We start from the raw sequence: 16,763 nt of genomic DNA, 5'->3' as shown, positions 1-16,763 counted from the left end.
AAGGCGGCACCGGCATGCGGCCGATGCGCCCGCCGGCTGCCTAAGCCGGCTCGACGACGCGCATCTTCTGCATGTCGCCGAGAAAGCGCTTGATATCAGCAGCCGGCCGGTCTGGGAAGGCGGCCGACAAGCCGGCCTCGGTGAAGGCGCTCTGGCCCAGCACCCAGCCGACCATGTCCTCCAGCCCCGGCGGAATCGGCGCGGCGCCGCTGGGCCCGGCCAGCACGGCGCGGTCGCGCTCGGCCCGGATGCTCAGGCCCGGCCGGGGGCTGTAGCGCGCGGCGGCGTCCGCCGGCAGGTCGAAGCCGCCGCGGTCGTAGTGGAAGGCGGCGCGGAAGCGGTCGAGCCCGGCCAGGAATTCGGGCGCCCGCGCCGCGCCGGCCAGCGCGTCGGCGACCGCGGCGGCGCGTTCGGCCAGCGCGGCGGCGCCGGCCTCGGCGGCCGGCAGGTCCATGCGCAGGGCCGGGTCGCGCAGCGCGTAGTCGAGCAGCAGCTGGGCGACGTCGAGGCCGATCGGATAGGTGACGCCGAAGGCGATGTGGATGGTGCCGGGGCTGGCCGCCAGCGCGTCGTGATACTGGCCGCGCGGCAGGTACAGCAGGTCGCCGGGCCGCAGCGTCGGCTCCATCAGCACGGCGCCGCGGGTGCGCGCGTGATAGGCCTGGTCCAGCGTCTTGTAGGTCGGGTGGGCGATCGGCCATGCGACCCGGCCCTCGTAGACCCGCCAGCGCTTCTCGCCGGCGACGTGCAGGGCATAGACCTCGTGGGTGTCGAAGTGGCTGTCGAAGGCCTGGTGCCCGGCCCAGGAGCAGTAGAGATTGGCCTGCACCTTGCCGCCGAGGGCGCGCTCCATCGCGCCGGCCAGGGCACGCAGGCCCGGGGTCAGGCTGTCGATGTCGTTGACCACCAGCGAGGCGCCCCGGCGCAGGAACTGCTTCACCCGCGCCGCGTCCGGCTGCAGCACCTGGCCGCCGTCGCGGCCGACCGCGGTGCGGCAATAGGCCTCCGGCGGCACCGGCCGGGTGTCGAGGGCGAGCTGCAGGCTGGCGGCGCTCCAGATCCCGGTCATGTTCAGCAGATCGGTCAGGATCGGCCACGACATGATGCCGGACAGGTCCGGCGTGCGGTCGGCCAGGTGGATCGGCGCCTTGCCCCGGCGCTCGGCCAGGAACGCGGGTACGGCGATCGGGTCGATGAGCGCGGCGAAGTCCATCGTCGCGGCTTAGCGGATTCGGGCGTGCGCTGTCGAGAGGCCGTGCCGCCGCACGCGGCGGCGCGGACGGAAAGAACGGTCAAAGAGAAAGGCGGCCGAAGCCGCCCTTCCGTGCCGACGATCCGGGGATCGTCAGAAGCTGAAGATGGTCGAGAACACGAAGACGGTGCCGTCGTTGTTCTGCGCACCGGCCGCGGTCAGCGAACGGTTGCGGTTGTCGACCTCGACGAAGTTCACGTCGGTCGCGATCTCCATGCCGGGCGCAACCTTGTAGTTGCCGCCGATCGAGTAGATCGCCACGTCGGTGTCCGGGCCCTGCACGCCGCCGCCGTTGTTCTCGGCCGACGACCAGAAGGCGCCGCCGCCGACCTTCCACGGGCCGGTCGAGTAGCTGAGGCCGACGTCGTACCACTGGCCGGTGTCGGCAACGATGCCGGCGGTCGCGTTGACCAGGGTGCGGTCAGGTTGTCGCCGCCGCCCCAGGCGCCGCCGAGCTGGAAGCCGGCATAGGAGAACAGGGCGCCGACCTGCCACTGCCAGGCGTCGCCGACATCGGCGCCGACGGTGCTGCCCAGCGCGCCGACGATCTCCGGCGAGTCGGAATAGGCCGCGGTACCGGCGAGGATCACGCCGAAGCCGTTGAACTCCTCGGAGAAGTTCAGGCCGCCCGACGCCACGTTCTCGAACGAGGTGTCGTTGTCGGCGATCGCGGCGCCGCCAGCGTGGTTGGTGTCCGGGTCCACGACGCGCCGATCTGGAAGCCGTAGAAGCGCGGCTGAAGTAGGTCGCCTTGGTCGCGTCGCCGGTGAAGGTCGCGCCGGGGCCGCCGAAGCCCGAGGTCGGCAGGTTGAAGACGTCGCCGACCGCGCCGTCATAGCCGCCGCGACCCGGCATCGCGTCCTCGCCGCCGATCGCCATGCGGTCGGCCGCGTCGTCCTGGTCGCCCAGGTTCACTTCGCCCCAGTTGCCGCGCAGATAGGCCCAGGTCTCGTCCGAGTTGGCGCCATCGTCGGTCTGCGTCTGCAGTTCCATCTCGAAGCCGTACTCGAGGCCGTTGTCCGCGACGCCGCCGGCGGCGAACTTCACCTCGGCCTCATCCGACGAGAAGCGATAGCCGCGACCGCGGCCGGTGCGGACGTCCTGGTCGAACGCCAGGACCGAGAAACGATAGTCGCCGCTGATCTTCACGGTGAAATTGTCGCCGACCTCCGGCGTCCCCGCCGAGGCGACATTGGCAAACGGTGCGGCCGCAAGCACGACGCCCGCAATGGCCGAACCCGAGAGCAGGATTCGCTTCATGATCATTCGCTTCCAAGAGCCGAGACCCGCTCGGCCATGCCGCGCCCGCCTGGCGCCCGGCGCGACGCAATGGCGCCGCTTCCCCAACTGTTATGCAATTGCAATGGGTTGCTCCAGCGGGAAATGCAGCCGGGGCATCGGCTTGCGGCAATTCTGTTGCTTTGTTGCCACGCTGGCCGACCGGGGCGGCGATGCGCCGGGTCGTGCGGCGCGGACGGAAAGAACGGTCAAAGAGAAAGGGCGGCCGAAGCCGCCCTTCCGTACCGACGATCCGGGGATCGTCAGAAGCTGAAGATGGTCGAGAACACGAAAACGGTGCCGTCGTTGTTCTGCGCACCGGCCGCGGTCAGCGAACGGTTGCGGTTGTCGACCTCGACGAAGTTCACGTCGGTCGCGATCTCCATGCCGGGCGCAACCTTGTAGTTGCCGCCGATCGAGTAGATCGCCACGTCGGTGTCCGGGCCCTGCACGCCGCCGCCGTTGTTCTCGGCCGACGACCAGAAGGCGCCGCCGCCGACCTTCCACGGGCCGGTCGAGTAGCTGAGGCCGACGTCGTACCACTGGCCGGTGTCGGCAACGATGCCGGCGGTCGCGTTGACCAGGGTAGCGGTCAGGTTGTCGCCGCCGCCCCAGGCGCCGCCGAGCTGGAAGCCGGCATAGGAGAACAGGGCACCGACCTGCCACTGCCAGGCGTCGCCGACATCGGCGCCGACGGTGCTGCCCAGCGCGCCGACGATCTCCGGCGAGTCGGAATAGGCCACAGTACCGGCCAGGATCACGCCGAAGCCGTTGAACTCCTCGGAGAAGTTCAGGCCGCCCGACGCCACGTTCTCGAACGAGGTGTCGTTGTCGGCGATCGCGGCGCCGCCAGCGTGGTTGGTGTCCGGAGTCCACGACGCGCCGATCTGGAAGCCGTAGAAGCGCGGGCTGAAGTAGGTCGCCTTGGTCGCGTCGCCGGTGAAGGTCGCGCCGGGGCCGCCGAAGCCCGAGGTCGGCAGGTTGAAGACGTCGCCGACCGCGCCGTCATAGCCGCCGCGACCCGGCATCGCGTCCTCGCCGCCGATCGCCATGCGGTCGGCCGCGTCGTCCTGGTCGCCCAGGTTCACTTCGCCCCAGTTGCCGCGCAGATAGGCCCAGGTCTCGTCCGAGTTGGCCGCGTCGTTGGTCTGCGTCTGCAGTTCCATCTCGAAGCCGTACTCGAGGCCGTTGTCCGCGACGCCGCCGGCGGCGAACTTCACCTCGGCCTCATCGGTCGAGAAGCGATAGCCGCGGCCGCGGCCGGTGCGGACGTCCTGGTCGAACGCCAGGACCGAGAAACGCATCGAGCCGCCGATCGTGACGGTGAAGTTGTCGCCAACTTCGGGAGTGCCCGCGAACGCCGGCGTCGCCACTGGCGCAGCCAGCAGCGCCGCGCCAGCAATCGCCGAGCTGGAAAGCAGGGTCTTCTTCATAACTGTCCAACCTCCGATTACTCGGACCTCGCCGAGGTCCCCCAAGCAGTCCTTGGCAACGCGCTCCGGCCTAGGGTGGTCCGCGGCGTCATCCGCGAGCATAGAACACCAAAAGCCTTAACCGTCACAATCATCGGAGTGGCTGAACGGCAACATTTTTCGGCCAATGCGGCTTTTGTGCAACAGTGTGAGGAATGGCCCCACGATGCTTTGATATTTCGGGATAATTGCCCGGCGGGCTAAATGCCGTGACGCTTTTGCCACAGATCAGGGTGCCGCTATGGTAACCATTCCGACGCCCGTGGGAGCCTCTGCGATGCCTGTCGACCCCGTATCCATAGCACAGCGGCTGGCCGCCGTCCGCAATCGAATCGAGGCGGCGGCGGCGGACAGCGGGCGCCCGGCCGGCGCGGTCACGCTGGTCGCGGTGGCGAAGACGGCAGCGGCCGAGGCGGTGGCGGAGGCCTGCGCCGCCGGCCAGCGGGTGTTCGGCGAGAACCGGGTGCAGGAGGCCGCCGCGAAATATCCCGGCCTGCGCGCGCGCTTTGCCGACCTGCGCCTGCACCTGATCGGCCCGCTGCAGACCAACAAGGTGCGCCAGGCGGTCGGCCTGTTCGACGTGATCGAGTCGGTGGACCGGCCCAGGCTGGCGCGGGCGATCGCGGCGGCGTGCGCGACGGACGGCCGGGCGCCGGAGATCCTGGTCCAGGTCAACGTCGGCCGCGAGCCGCAGAAGGCCGGCGCGGCGCCGGAGGAGGCCGGCGACCTGATCCGCCTGTGCCGCGACGAGCTCGGCCTGCCGCTGCGCGGGCTGATGTGCATTCCGCCGGCGGACGCGGAGCCGGCGCCGTTCTTCGCCTTCCTGGCCGAGCTCGGCCGCCGGCACGGCCTGCCGTGGCTGAGCATGGGCATGAGCGGCGACTACGAGATCGCGATCCAGCAGGGCGCCACCCATGTGCGCGTCGGCAGCGCGATCTTCGGGCCGCGCCCACCCGCCGGCGGTGCCGGCGCCGAATAGCGCCGATGGCCGCAGGCCGGCCGCCGCCGGCTTGCAACGGTGCGTCCCGGCCGGCAAGAATGCGGCGCATGGACAAGAAGCCGCCGGGCCAGGCGGCGGACTGAGGGGCGGAAACAGACCATGAGCGACCAGATCTTCCCGGTACCCGACGGCTGGGCCGGCCGGGCCCATGCCGACGAGTCGGCCTACCAGCAGATGTATCGGCGCTCGGTGGAGGATCCGGAAGGGTTCTGGGCCGAGCACGGCAAGCGCATCGACTGGATCAAGCCCTACCGCAAGATCAAGTCGGTCTCCTACGACACCGCCGACCTTTCGATCCGCTGGTACGAGGACGGCGTGCTCAACGCCAGCGCCAACTGCCTGGACCGGCACCTGGCCGCCCGCGGCGACCAGGTCGCCATCATCTGGGAGGGCGACGACCCGGCGGAGGACGCCAAGGTCACCTATCGCGCGTTGCACGCGCAGGTGTGCAAGCTGGCCAACGCGATGCGCCGGCTGGGCGTCAAGAAGGGCGACCGCGTCACCATCTACCTGCCGATGATCGTCGAGGCGGCGGTGGCCATGCTGGCCTGCGCCCGCATCGGCGCGATCCATTCGGTGGTGTTCGGCGGCTTCTCGCCCGAGGCGCTGGCCGGCCGCATCATCGACTGCAACTCCAACCTGCTGATCACCGCCGACGAGGGCGTGCGCGGCGGCCGCAAGGTGCCGCTGCACCGCAACGCCATCGAGGCGCTGGCCCACCGCGACTGCAACAGCGTCGAGAACGTGATCGTGGTGAAGCGGACCGGCGCCGAGATCGTCGCCAACGGCAGCGGCATGGGCTGGATCGACGGCCGCGACCACTGGTACCACGAGCTGGTCGCCGACGAGCCGGCGACCTGCGCGCCGGAGCCGATGGGCGCGGAGGACCCGCTGTTCATCCTCTACACCTCGGGCTCGACCGGCAAGCCGAAGGGGGTGCTGCACACCACCGGCGGCTACATGGTCTATGCCGCGATGACCCACCAGTACGTGTTCGACTACCACGACGGCGACATCTACTGGTGCACCGCCGACGTCGGCTGGGTCACCGGCCACAGCTACATCCTGTACGGGCCGCTGGCCAACGGCGCGACCACGCTGATGTTCGAGGGCGTGCCCAACTATCCCGACGCCTCGCGCCACTGGCAGGTGGTCGACAAGCACAAGGTCAACATCTACTACACCGCGCCGACCGCGATCCGGGCGCTGATGCGCGAGGGCGACGGCCCGGTGAAGAAGACCTCGCGGGCCAGCCTGCGGCTGCTCGGCTCGGTCGGCGAACCGATCAACCCGGAGGCGTGGCTGTGGTACCACCGGGTGGTCGGCGACGGCCGCTGCCCGATCGTCGACACCTGGTGGCAGACCGAGACCGGCGGCATCCTGATCACGCCGCTGCCCGGCGCCACGGCGCTGAAGCCCGGCTCCGCGACCCGGCCGTTCTTCGGGGTCAGGCCGGAGATCGTCGACAACGACGGCAACGTGCTGGACGGCGCCTGCAGCGGCAACCTGTGCCTGGCCGACAGCTGGCCCGGCCAGATGCGCACGGTCTATGGCGACCACGAGCGCTTCGCCCAGACCTATTTCAGCACCTACAAGGGCAAGTACTTCACCGGCGACGGCTGCCGCCGCGACGCGGACGGCTACTACTGGATCACCGGCCGGGTCGACGACGTGCTCAACGTCTCCGGCCACCGGCTCGGCACCGCCGAGGTCGAATCCGCCCTGGTGGCCCACGCCAAGGTGGCGGAGGCGGCGGTGGTCGGCTTCCCGCACGACATCAAGGGCCAGGGCATCTATGCCTATGTCACCCTGGTCGCCGGCGAGCAGCCCAGCGACGGCCTGCGGGCGGAGCTGGTCAAGTGGGTGCGCCACGAGATCGGGCCGATCGCCACCCCGGACCATATCCAGTGGGCGCCGGGCCTGCCGAAGACCCGCTCCGGCAAGATCATGCGCCGGATCCTGCGCAAGATCGCCGCCAACGAGCACGACCAGCTCGGCGACACCTCGACGCTGGCCGATCCGGCCGTGGTCGACGACCTGGTCGCCAACCGCCGGCAATAGGGCCGGGGGCACCGCCTGCGCCCGTGCGTGCCGGGCCGGCCGGACGCACGGGCGGCGATCCCGCAACCGCGCCGGCCGGAGGCGCCCGATGGCCGGCGACAGCGACCGCAACCCGTTCCCGGACCCGCGCTACCGCGAGGCGGTGTTCGCCCGCGCCGACATGGCCGGCGCGCAGTTCGACGCCGTCAACCTCGACGGCGCCCGCTTCCATGCGGTGATGACCGGGGCCAGCTTCGACGACTGCAATCTGGCGTCCGCCAGCTTCAACAACGTGAGGCTTTCCCACGCCCGCTTCACCGACATCAACCTGTCCGGCGCCGCCTTCCACGACGTCAATCTCAGCGGCGTCAGCATCGGCCACGCCAACCTGAGCGGGCTGACCATCGCGGGGGCCAACCTGGCCGGCGCGGCAATCCGCGACTGCCATCTGGACGGGATGACCGATCGACGGCGTCGCGGTGACCGACCTGCTGGACGCCTATCGCCGCGCGCAGGGCCGGCCCTGACGCGGCGCAGGCGCGCCGCGCTTTACGCTTGATTCATCCTGTTTGCGGCATGATCCGCTCGGATTTTCGAGGATTTCCCGAGCGAACATGGCCCTGCAGCCCGAACCGACGCCCGCGCCGATCGTCCAGCCGCGGCCCGGCGCCGAAGACCAGCTGGTCGACTATGCCCTGCGCCTGCCGGACCCGTCGCCGGGCCGGATCGCCGCGCATATCCACCTGTCGCGTCTGTCGCCGCAAAGCCGCCGGCCGGAATATCTCAACGTCGCGATCGCCAACTTCAACGCCCATGCCCGGGTGTTCGACGGCCGCACCTTCCTGCTCGGCAACCGCGACATCGTCTTCGTCGCCAGGGACGCGCAGCCGCGCGACGTCGAGCATGCGGTGCTGAAGATCCGCTACCTGTTCCCCGACGATCCGATCGCCCAGATCCAGGGCTCCGGCGACAACGCCTTCGTCACCTATTTCGACCTCGACTACGACCTGCCGCTGTTCGTCGACCATTGCGAGCAGATCCGCGCCACCGCCCAGCGCGAGCTCGGCCGCGGCGAGGCCGACCGCGATTCCTTCGGCCAGCCGGCCGAGCCGGGCCGCAGCCGCCGCGGGCGCAAGCTGCCGCTGACGCCGGACCTGCTCGGCCAGCTCGAGACCCATGTGCGCCGCGCCGACCTGTCGAGCGCGCTCAGGCGCCAGCCGATCTGCGCCGCCACCCACGACGGCGCGCTGAAGGTGGTCTATCACGAGCTGTTCTTCACCATCGACGACATCGCCGCGGTGATGATGCCGCGCCACGACATCCGCGCCTGCCGCTGGCTGTATCGCCGGCTGGTGGAGAATTTCGACGCAAGGGTGCTGAACGTGGTGCTGCACCACGACGATTCGCAGGTGCGCCATCACGTGGCGCTGAACCTGAACGTGGCCACCCTGCTGAGCCAGGACTTCCTGAGCTTCGACGAGGCCTTTCCCGGCACCGGCCGCGGCTCGATCCTGATCGAGCTCGACTTCGGCGACGTGATGGCCGACCTGCGCGCCTTCGCCTTCGCCCGCGACATGCTGGTCGGCCGCGGCTATCGCGTCTGCCTGGACGGGGTCGACCACCTGTCGCTGCCCTTCGTCGACCGCGGCCGTCTCGGCGTCGACTTCGTCAAGTTCTCGGCCGACCAGGCCGCCATCCGCCAGATCCGCAGCAGCGGGCTCGGCGCCTTCGGCGACCACGTCAAGCGCAACGACCCCAGCCGCTTCGTGTTCTACAACTGCGACAGCTCGGCGGCGATGGCACTGGGCCAGGAATACGGCGTGCACCTGTTCCAGGGCCGGCACATCGACGGCCAGCTGGCCGCGGCCCGGCTGTCGCCGCGCGAACTGGCGGTGCGCCGCACGGAACGCGTGCGCCGGGCGGGTTGAGCTCAGAGCGGCTTCGTCATCGGCTGCACCCGCGTGTCCTTGCGCCACGCAACCCGCGGCCCGGCGTCGCGATAGCCGCGGGCGCGGTAGAAGGCTTCCGCCGTGTTGGTGCTGGTCAGGGTCGCGGTGGCGACGCCGCGCGCGCGCAGATGCGCCTCCAGCCAGCCGAGCAGCGCGGTGCTGACCCCCTGGAAGCGGGCGTCGGGCGCCACATAGTTCAGCGTGATCTCGCCGGTGCCGGAACAGGCGCCGACGCCGGCGATCCGGCCGTCGTCGCGCTCGGCGACGACGACGATGCCGGCCGGATCGGCCAGCCAGTCGCGAAACCGCTCCGGCGTCTTGTTTGAAAGCCAGCCGGCCAGCACCTCGGCGTCGTCGCGATGGTCGCCGGTGCACAGCCGTTCGATCGAATCCCGCAGCACGCGGACGGCGGCCTCCGCGTCGGCGGCGGACGCCGGTCGGATGCGCAGGCCGATCGTCGCCAGCCTAGCGCTCGCGCGGCGCGTGCTTGTTGAGGATGCGCTGCAGGGTGCGCCGGTGCATGTTCAGCCGGCGCGCGGTCTCCGACACGTTGCGGTCGCACTGCTCGAACACGCGCTGGATGTGTTCCCAGCGCACCCGGTCGGCCGACATCGGGTTCTCCGGCGGCGGCGGCAGGCTGCCCTCGTGCTCCAGCAGTGCCGAACAGACCTGGTCGGCGTCGGCCGGCTTCTGCAGATAGTCGATCGCCCCGGCCTTCACCGCGCTGACCGCGGTGACGATGTTGCCGTAGCTGGTCAGCATGACGATGCGGCAGTCCGGCCGCGCCTCGCGCAGCACCGGCACGATGGCCAGCCCGTTGCCGTCGTCCAGCCGCATGTCGATCACGGCATAGGCCGGCGCATGGGCGTGGATCGCCTCCAGCGCCTCGGCCACGCTGTGGGCGCCGGTGAAGGTGAAGCCGCGCTTTTCCATCGCCCGCCCCAGGCGCTGGCACAGCGGCTGGTCGTCGTCGACGATCAGCAGGGACATGTCGGCGCTGGTATCCGACCCGACCGAACGCGCAAGTCCGCCGTCGTTGCTCATGTCTGTCCTCCTTCTTGCCGGCGGGGCCGGGTACGCGCGTCCTGCGCGACCGGTCGCCGGGTCAGGCGGCGGACGCCGCCGGGATGTCGCTCGACCCGCCCGCCGGCGCGGCCAGCGCGGCCAGGGGCCATCTTATGGTGACGACCGCGCCGCCGCCAACGTCGCGCGGAGCGTTGGTGTAGCTGACCTGCGCGCCGCTGCGGCCCAGCAGCGTCTCGGCGATGAACACGCCCAGGCCCATGTGCCCGGTCCGCACCCGGCCGCCGCCGCGCGAGACCGACTTGCGACTGGACATATAGGGTTCGCCCAGGCGGGTCAAAATCGAAGCGGCGAAGCCGGGCCCGTCGTCGTGGATCTCCAGCGTCAGCGCGTGCGCGGTCCAGCCCAGGGTCAGCGTCACCTGGTGCGCCGCGAACTGCACCGCGTTCTCGATCAGCGTGCCGAGGCCGCGGCGGATCTCGGGCGAGTTCGGCATCATCGGCTCGTCGCCGTCGCCGCCTTCGGAGACCACCAGCACCGCCACCGCGGCGTCACGGTGGGAATCGCAGATGCTCTCAAGCAGCGCGGACGCCGGCAGCACGCTGAAGGTGGTGTCGGGCCCCAGCCCGCCGTCGTCGGTCTGGTTCGACAGCCGGGTCAGGATCTCACGGCAGCGGTTGGTCTGGCTGAGCAGCAGCATGATGTCGTCGCGCAGCGGCCCGTCGTCGGGCAGGTCGCTCTGCAGTTCCTTGGCCACCACGGTGATGGTGGCGAGCGGCGAGCCGAGCTCGTGCGCCGCCGCCGCCGCCAGCGCGCCGACCGCCGAGCGGCGCTGCTCGCGGGCCAGCGCCACCTGGGTGTCGGCCAGCGCGTCGCTGATCCGCCGGCTTTCCTCGGCGACCCGGCCGACATAGAGCGCGATGAAGATCGAGCTCATGCACAGCGCCGTCCAGGCGCCGATCAGGTAGATCGGCGGCAGCGCGAAACCGGCCGATTCCGGCATCGGCAGCGGCTCGTAGTAGAAGGCGATGAACGAGGCGCAGCCCAGCGACAGCAGGATCAGCACCGCGGTGATCCAGCGCGACAGGATCGAGGCCGAGATCGCCACCGGCGCGACGATCAGGAAGGCGAACGGGTTGCCCAGCCCGCCGGTCAGGTAGAGCAGCGCGGTCAGCTGGACGATGTCGTAGCCGAGCATGAAGGCGGCGTCGCGGTCGCTGATCCGCGCCTGGGCCGGGCGGATGATCTGGACGGCGAGGTTGAGCGCGGCCGAGGCCGCGATCACCGTCAGCGCGGCGACCAGCGGCAGCGGGTAGCCGAGGCCGAAATGGACGAAACAGACCGCCGAGACCTGGCCGAGCACGCCGAGCCAGCGGATCAGCACCAGCGTGCGCAGGCTGACCGGCGCCGGCACGTCGCCCGCCGGCAGTGCGGTCGCCGGCCAGGTCACGCGCTCTCCCGGCTGCGGTCCGGCGGACTGGGCGTGCTGCGGTTCGGGCTTGTTCATGGCGCGGGCGTCGTTGTGCTGCGGTTCAGTGACACAACTGCGCCCGCGCGGTCAAACCCCGGCCGGCCGCGCCGCCGCGCCGGCCCGGGCCGGTTGCCCTCTGCCCGCCGCAATTGATCCGGTATACTGGCCGCGACTCGGCAACCGTCCCGCCCGGTGCCGGAGCATCGCCGCGGCCTGCGCCGCGGCCGGGGGCTTGAGCGGCATCGCACGGACGGTGCCGGCGGGACACAGCAGCGAGGGCAGGACCGTGAAGCACGCGCAAGCCAGGGCCGCAACCGACATGCAACGGCCGATCGACGGCGGGCGGCGCGCCGTCGCCTTGGGCGCGGCCGCGCTGGTCGCCGCGGCCGCAATTCCGTTCGCCGGCCCGGCGCAGGCGCAGGGCTACAGCGAGGAGCAGGAGCTGATCGACCGCGCCGGCATCACCTTCAACAAGCTGGTCAACGACGGTCAGTTCCGCGCGATCCCGGCCTATCTGCAGCAGGCGCGCGGCATCCTGATCGTGCCCGACCTGATCAAGGGCGGCTTCATCATCGGGGCCGAGGGCGGCGACGGCGTGCTGCTGCTGCGCCAGCCCGACGGCAGCTGGAGCTATCCGGCCTTCTACACCGTCGGCGCCGGCAGCATCGGCTTCCAGATCGGCGTCGAATCGAAGGAAGTGCTGTTCATCATCATGAACGACGGCGCGGTCGAGGCGGTGCTGAACGACCAGGCCAAGGTCGGCGTCGACCTCAGCGGCGCGTTCGGGCCGGTCGGCGCCGGTTTCGAGGCCTCGACCACCACCAATTTCGACCGCGACATCATCGCCTTCAGCCAGGGCTCCGGCCTGTTCGCCGGCGGCGCGTTCGAGGGCTCGGTGATCGCCCGGCGCGGCGACATGAACGAGGCCTATTACGGCCCCGGCGCCAGTTCGCGCGCCATCACCCAGCAGGGGCTGTTCTCCAACCCCGGCGCTGAGCCGCTGCGCCACCTGGTCGGCGTCTACAGCCGGTAGCGGCCACCGGATGGCGCCGGCCGCCGACCGGCCGGCGGCGCTCCGGCCCTGGCTCGCCCGCTGGCGGCTGACGCCGGAGGCGGTGCTCGGCCGCTCGCCCTGGTCGCTGGCGATGCGGGTGCGGCGCGACGGCCGGCCGCTGGTGCTGAAGCTGGTCGACCCCGCCACCGACGAGATGAACGGCGCGCCGCTGCTGGCGCGCTTCGGCGGCCGCGGCGCGGTGCGGCTGCTTGCCCGCGACGGCGCGGCGTCGCTGCTGGAGTGCGCCCAGCCGGGCCGGCCGCTGGCCGCGCTGGTCGGCGAAGGCCGCGACGACGCGGCGACCCGCATCCTGTGCACCGTTGCGCAGGCGCTGCACCAGGCGCCGATCGCCGGCGCGCCATGCCCGACCGTCGCGCGGCTGGGCGCCGGCTTCGCCCGCATCCGCCGCCATCCGCGCCGTGCCGCGCTGCCGCCGGCGACGCTCGACCGCGCCGCCGGACTCTATCGCGACCTGGCGGCGAGCCAGGATCGGCGCGTGCTGCTGCACGGCGACCTGCACCACGAGAACGTGCTGTTCGACGCCGGCCGCGGCTGGCTGGCGATCGATCCGAAGGGCGCGCTCGGCGAGCCGGCCTGGGAGGCGGGCGCGGCGCTGCGCAATCCGCTCGGCCCCGACACCCCGGCCGCCGACCCGGAGACGATGGCCCGCCGCGTCGCGGTGATGGCGGAAATGCTGGCGCTGGACCGCCGCCGCATCCTCGGCTGGTGCGCTGCCCAGGCGGTGCTGGCCGCGATCTGGTCGATCGAGGCCGGCCGCGGCCGTCCGGTCCGGCTGGCTCACTGGCTGGCGGTGGCGGATTGCGCCTGGGGCCTGCCGGACCGGTGAGGCGCCGCCCCCTCCCCGGCCCTCCCCCGTGGCCGGGGGAGGGGGTCGCGAGTGCGCGGCGTCATCGTTGCGCCCGGCGGCGGCTCAGCGCTTGGCGGCGGGGGGCCAGCTTTCGGTGTCGCGGTCGGGGTGCTGGCGGCTGGCGAGGCCGGGGGCGTCGGCGCTGACGCGGGCCGGCAGCCCCGGCAGGGTCGCCGCCCAGGCCAGCATGGCCTCCACGCCGTGCTGCTCGGTCGGCGCCACCCGTTCCGGGCGGTCCATGCTGCCGACGGTGACGCCGACGCCGTCGCCGCCGACCCGGTGATAGGTCAGCGGGGTGCCGCAGTCGCGGCAGAAGCCGCGCCGGCCGATGTCGGAGCTGGCGAACTCGGCGATGCTGCCGCGGGTGACGGCGAAATCGGCCCAGGCCACGCCGGCCAGCACCGCGAAGGCGCTGCCGGTCGCCTTCTGGCACATGCGGCAATGGCACAGATGCGGGTCGTACGGCGGCGCCAGCAAGGCATAGCGCACCGCGCCGCACTGGCAGCCGCCGGTCATCCAGGGGGCGCGGTCGGCGATCACGGCGCCGGCTCCGCTCAGGCCGGCACCGCGATGCCGCGCTGCGAGGCCGGTCGGGCCAGGCAGCGCTCCAGCCAGGCGGTGACGTTGGTGAATCCGGCCAGGCCGAGCACCTCGCCGCCGCCGTAGAAGCCGCCGGCGGTGCGCACCCAGGGGAAGGTGGCGATGTCGGCGATGGTGTATTCGTCGTCCATCATCCAGGTGCGGCCGGCCAGGCGGCCGTCGAGCACGCCGAGCAGGCGCCGGGTCTCGGCGGTGTAGCGGTTGACCGCATAGGGGTCCTTGACCTTGTCGGCGGCGAACTTGAAGAAGTGGCCGAACTGGCCGAAGAACGGGCCGACGCCGCCCATCTGGAACATCAGCCACTGGATGCATTGCCAGCGCCGGGCCGGGTCCGACGGGATCAGCCGGCCGGTCTTGTCGGCGAGGTAGAGCAGGATCGCGCCGCTCTCGAACAGCGGCAGCGGCCGGCCGCCCGGCCCGTCGGGGTCGATCATCGCCGGAATCTTGTTGTTCGGGTTCAGCGACAGGAACTCCGGCGTCAGCTGGTCGTCGGTGGCGAAGCTGACCTTGTGCGCCTCGTAGGGCAGGCCGAGCTCCTCCAGCGCCACGGACACTTTGATCCCGTTCGGCGTGGCCAGGGTGTAGAGCTGGATGCGGTCCGGATGGCGCGCCGGCCAGCGCTTGGTGATCGGAAAGTTCGACAGGGAATTCATGGGGTTTTCCTGAAAGGCCAATGCGGGCAAGGGGGAACTGTCGGCGCGGACGCGACGGTCAAGCGCCGCATTAGCCCGGATGGCGCGCCGGCGCAATCCGGCAGGGGCGCCGGCTTCGGCCCGGTAGCCCGGATGGAGCGTCAGCGCAATCCGGGATGGCGGCGGCGGATGGGCCGGTCCCGGGTTGCGCTGCGCTTCACCCGGGCTGCGGGTGCGGTGCGAAGCACGGACCGTCAGTCCCTTGCAGCCAGTGCGGCGTGGGCGGCGGCGAGGCGGGCGATGGGCACGCGGTAGGGGAGCAGCCCGGTAGCCCGGATGGAGCGGTCGCGTCATCCGGGGAAGGCGGTGCGGCGGATGGGCCGGTCCCGGGTTGCGCTGCGCTTCACCCGGGCTACGGGTGCGGTGCGAAGGACGGACCGTCAGTCCTTGCAGCCAGCGCGGCGTGGGCGGCGGCGAGGCGGGCGATGGGCACGCGGTAAGGGGAGCAGCCCGGTAGCCCGGATGGAGCGTCAGCGCAATCCGGGATGGCGGTGCGGCGGATGGGCCGGTCCCGGGTTGCGCTGCGCTTCACCCGGGCTACGGGTGTGGTGCGAAGCACGGACCGTCAGTCCCTTGCAGCCAGCGCGGCGTGGGCGGCGGCGAGGCGGGCGATGGGCACGCGGTAAGGGGAGCAGGAGACGTAGTCGAGGCCGGCGGTCTGGCAGAAGGCGATCGAGGCCGGGTCGCCGCCATGCTCGCCGCAGATGCCGAGCTTGAGGCCGGGCCGGGCGGCGCGCCCCCGCTCCGCGGCGATGCGGACCAGCTCGCCGACGCCGTCGACGTCGAGCGTGTTGAACGGGTTCTTGGCAAAGATGCCGAGCTTCTCGTAGGCGCCGATGAAATGGGCGGCGTCGTCGCGGCTGATGCCCAGCGTGGTCTGGGTCAGGTCGTTGGTGCCGAAGCTGAAGAACTCGGCGGTCGCGGCGATGTCGGCGGCGCGCAGCGCGGCCCGCGGCAGCTCGATCATGGTGCCGACGTGATAGGCGGTGGCGCGGCCGGTCTCCGCCGCCACCGCCTGCGCCGCCCGGTCGACCACCGCCTTCATCCGGTCGAGCTCGGCCCGGGTGGCGACCAGCGGGATCATGATTTCGGGCACCACGACGACGCCCTCCCGCTCCGCCGCGGCCGCGGCCTCGAAGATGGCGCGCGCCTGCATCTCGTAGATCTCGGGATAGGTGATGCCGAGGCGGCAGCCGCGATGGCCCAGCATCGGATTGAGCTCGACCAGGGCGGCGGCGCGGCGGCGCACCTGCTCCGCCGGCACGCCGGCCGCGGCGGCGATCTGCTCGATCTCGGCCCGGTTGTTGGGCAGGAACTCGTGCAGCGGCGGGTCGAGCAGACGGATGGTCACCGGCAGGCCGTCCATCACCTTGAACAGGGCGTGGAAATCGTCGCGCTGCATCGGCGCAATCCGGGCCAGCGCGGCGCGGCGGCCGGCCTCGTCCTCGGCCAGGATCATCTCGCGCACCGCGACGATGCGATCGGCGTCGAAGAACATGTGCTCGGTGCGGCACAGCCCGATGCCCTCGGCGCCGAAGTCGCGGGCGACGCGCGCGTCCGCCGGCGTCTCGGCGTTGGCGCGCACGCCCATGGTGCGCAGCGAATCGGCCCAGCCCATCAGCATGGCGAAGTCGCCGCTCAGCTCCGGCAGCACGGTCGGGATCTCGCCGGCGAACACCTCGCCGGTGGAGCCGTCGACCGTAATCGGCTCGCCCTCGCGGATGACGGTGGCGCCGACCCGCATCTCGCCGGCCTTCTCGTCGATCCTGAGCTCGCCGGCGCCGGCGACGCAGGGCCGGCCCATGCCGCGGGCGACCAGGGCGGCGTGGCTGGTGGTGCCGCCGCGGGCGGTGAGGATCGCCAGCGCGGCGTGCATGCCGTGGATGTCCTCCGGGCTGGTCTCGGTTCGGACCAGGATCACCTTGCCGCCGGCGGCGGCGCGGTCGGCCGCGGTGGCGGCGTTGAACACGACCGCGCCAGATGCCGAGCCGGGCGAGGCGGCCAGCCCGCGGGTCAGCAGCCTGCGCGGCGCCTTCGGGTCCAGCGTCGGGTGCAGCAGCTGGT

General features: G+C 71.7%; 15 protein-coding genes. 6 read left to right on the top strand and 9 right to left on the bottom strand.

The window, feature by feature from the left end; all coding sequences use genetic code 11:
* Nucleotides 1-40: 40 nt before the first annotated feature.
* The 3 genes from R3F55_11155 to R3F55_11145 form a co-directional block, all read right to left on the bottom strand.
* Nucleotides 41-1,213 (bottom strand): cupin domain-containing protein, encoded by a 1,173-nt coding sequence (locus R3F55_11155; protein MEZ5667970.1) that lies wholly within the window; start codon nucleotides 1,211-1,213, stop codon nucleotides 41-43.
* Between the two features lie 132 nt (nucleotides 1,214-1,345).
* Complete coding sequence (locus R3F55_11150) at nucleotides 1,346-2,512, bottom strand: porin (GenBank protein MEZ5667969.1); 1,167 nt, start codon at nucleotides 2,510-2,512, stop codon at nucleotides 1,346-1,348.
* A gap of 281 nt (nucleotides 2,513-2,793) precedes the next feature.
* Nucleotides 2,794-3,963 carry a porin gene (locus tag R3F55_11145; GenBank protein ID MEZ5667968.1) on the bottom strand — a complete coding sequence of 390 codons (1,170 nt, stop codon included), beginning with the start codon at nucleotides 3,961-3,963 and terminating at the stop codon, nucleotides 2,794-2,796.
* A gap of 316 nt (nucleotides 3,964-4,279) precedes the next feature.
* On the opposite strand from R3F55_11145, the gene R3F55_11140 reads away from it, so the two are divergent.
* The 4 genes from R3F55_11140 (at nucleotide 4,280) to R3F55_11125 (ending at nucleotide 8,970) form a co-directional block, all read left to right on the top strand.
* Nucleotides 4,280-4,981, top strand: coding sequence for a YggS family pyridoxal phosphate-dependent enzyme (locus R3F55_11140; protein ID MEZ5667967.1), 702 nt, complete (start codon nucleotides 4,280-4,282; stop codon nucleotides 4,979-4,981).
* Nucleotides 4,982-5,101: 120 nt separating this feature from the next.
* A complete protein-coding gene (gene acs / locus R3F55_11135) occupies nucleotides 5,102-7,063 on the top strand; it encodes an acetate--CoA ligase (protein ID MEZ5667966.1) in 1,962 nt (653 codons plus the stop codon).
* Nucleotides 7,064-7,151: 88 nt separating this feature from the next.
* The gene (locus tag R3F55_11130; protein ID MEZ5667965.1) at nucleotides 7,152-7,601 is read left to right on the top strand and encodes a pentapeptide repeat-containing protein; all 450 of its coding nucleotides are present in this window, start codon (nucleotides 7,152-7,154) and stop codon (nucleotides 7,599-7,601) included.
* 55 nt (nucleotides 7,602-7,656) lie between these two features.
* A complete protein-coding gene (locus R3F55_11125; protein MEZ5667964.1) occupies nucleotides 7,657-8,970 on the top strand; it encodes a hypothetical protein in 1,314 nt (437 codons plus the stop codon).
* Between the two features lie 2 nt (nucleotides 8,971-8,972).
* Here the strand turns inward: R3F55_11125 and R3F55_11120 are convergent, their stop codons facing one another.
* The 3 genes from R3F55_11120 to R3F55_11110 all read right to left on the bottom strand — a co-directional run bounded on the left by R3F55_11120 (nucleotide 8,973) and on the right by R3F55_11110 (nucleotide 11,521).
* Entirely contained in the window at nucleotides 8,973-9,392 is a 420-nt protein-coding gene (locus R3F55_11120) for a GNAT family N-acetyltransferase (protein MEZ5667963.1), read from the bottom strand.
* A 64-nt stretch (nucleotides 9,393-9,456) separates the two neighbouring features.
* Complete coding sequence (locus tag R3F55_11115; protein MEZ5667962.1) at nucleotides 9,457-10,035, bottom strand: ActR/PrrA/RegA family redox response regulator transcription factor; 579 nt, start codon at nucleotides 10,033-10,035, stop codon at nucleotides 9,457-9,459.
* Between the two features lie 61 nt (nucleotides 10,036-10,096).
* Nucleotides 10,097-11,521, bottom strand: a complete 1,425-nt coding sequence (locus tag R3F55_11110; GenBank protein MEZ5667961.1) for an ActS/PrrB/RegB family redox-sensitive histidine kinase — start codon at nucleotides 11,519-11,521, stop codon at nucleotides 10,097-10,099.
* A 283-nt stretch (nucleotides 11,522-11,804) separates the two neighbouring features.
* Here R3F55_11110 and R3F55_11105 point away from each other — a divergent pair, with 283 nt between their 5' ends.
* Both R3F55_11105 and R3F55_11100 read left to right on the top strand, forming a co-directional pair.
* Entirely contained in the window at nucleotides 11,805-12,518 is a 714-nt protein-coding gene (locus R3F55_11105) for a lipid-binding SYLF domain-containing protein (GenBank protein ID MEZ5667960.1), read from the top strand.
* A 10-nt stretch (nucleotides 12,519-12,528) separates the two neighbouring features.
* A complete protein-coding gene (locus tag R3F55_11100) occupies nucleotides 12,529-13,386 on the top strand; it encodes an aminoglycoside phosphotransferase family protein (protein MEZ5667959.1) in 858 nt (285 codons plus the stop codon).
* 84 nt (nucleotides 13,387-13,470) lie between these two features.
* Here the strand turns inward: R3F55_11100 and R3F55_11095 are convergent, their stop codons facing one another.
* From R3F55_11095 to R3F55_11085, 3 genes are all read right to left on the bottom strand, one after another.
* A complete protein-coding gene (locus R3F55_11095) occupies nucleotides 13,471-13,947 on the bottom strand; it encodes a GFA family protein (GenBank protein ID MEZ5667958.1) in 477 nt (158 codons plus the stop codon).
* 14 nt (nucleotides 13,948-13,961) lie between these two features.
* Nucleotides 13,962-14,660 (bottom strand): glutathione binding-like protein, encoded by a 699-nt coding sequence (locus tag R3F55_11090; GenBank protein MEZ5667957.1) that lies wholly within the window; start codon nucleotides 14,658-14,660, stop codon nucleotides 13,962-13,964.
* 604 nt (nucleotides 14,661-15,264) lie between these two features.
* On the bottom strand, nucleotides 15,265-16,763 hold a 1,499-nt coding region (locus R3F55_11085), incomplete at its 5' end, for a putative PEP-binding protein (GenBank protein ID MEZ5667956.1).

The sequence above is a fragment of the Alphaproteobacteria bacterium genome (genome assembly GCA_041396705.1).
GTDB lineage: Bacteria > Pseudomonadota > Alphaproteobacteria > CALKHQ01 > CALKHQ01 > CALKHQ01.
The sequence above is the reverse complement of the archived record's forward strand: the minus strand, read 5'-3'. Positions and strand labels throughout refer to the sequence as shown.

Bases quoted from the DNA above. Each gene is read 5' to 3' on its own strand.
- R3F55_11150 (MEZ5667969.1), bottom strand. From the start codon at position 2,512: ATGAAGCGAATCCTGCTCTCGGGTTCGGCCATTGCGGGCGTCGTGCTT.
- R3F55_11125 (MEZ5667964.1), top strand. From the start codon at position 7,657: ATGGCCCTGCAGCCCGAACCGACGCCCGCGCCGATCGTCCAGCCGCGG.
- acs (MEZ5667966.1), top strand. From the start codon at position 5,102: ATGAGCGACCAGATCTTCCCGGTACCCGACGGCTGGGCCGGCCGGGCC.
- R3F55_11130 (MEZ5667965.1), top strand. From the start codon at position 7,152: ATGGCCGGCGACAGCGACCGCAACCCGTTCCCGGACCCGCGCTACCGC.
- R3F55_11115 (MEZ5667962.1), bottom strand. From the start codon at position 10,035: ATGAGCAACGACGGCGGACTTGCGCGTTCGGTCGGGTCGGATACCAGC.
- R3F55_11105 (MEZ5667960.1), top strand. From the start codon at position 11,805: ATGCAACGGCCGATCGACGGCGGGCGGCGCGCCGTCGCCTTGGGCGCG.
- R3F55_11090 (MEZ5667957.1), bottom strand. From the start codon at position 14,660: ATGAATTCCCTGTCGAACTTTCCGATCACCAAGCGCTGGCCGGCGCGC.
- R3F55_11110 (MEZ5667961.1), bottom strand. From the start codon at position 11,521: ATGAACAAGCCCGAACCGCAGCACGCCCAGTCCGCCGGACCGCAGCCG.
- R3F55_11140 (MEZ5667967.1), top strand. From the start codon at position 4,280: ATGCCTGTCGACCCCGTATCCATAGCACAGCGGCTGGCCGCCGTCCGC.
- R3F55_11100 (MEZ5667959.1), top strand. From the start codon at position 12,529: ATGGCGCCGGCCGCCGACCGGCCGGCGGCGCTCCGGCCCTGGCTCGCC.
- R3F55_11155 (MEZ5667970.1), bottom strand. From the start codon at position 1,213: ATGGACTTCGCCGCGCTCATCGACCCGATCGCCGTACCCGCGTTCCTG.
- R3F55_11145 (MEZ5667968.1), bottom strand. From the start codon at position 3,963: ATGAAGAAGACCCTGCTTTCCAGCTCGGCGATTGCTGGCGCGGCGCTG.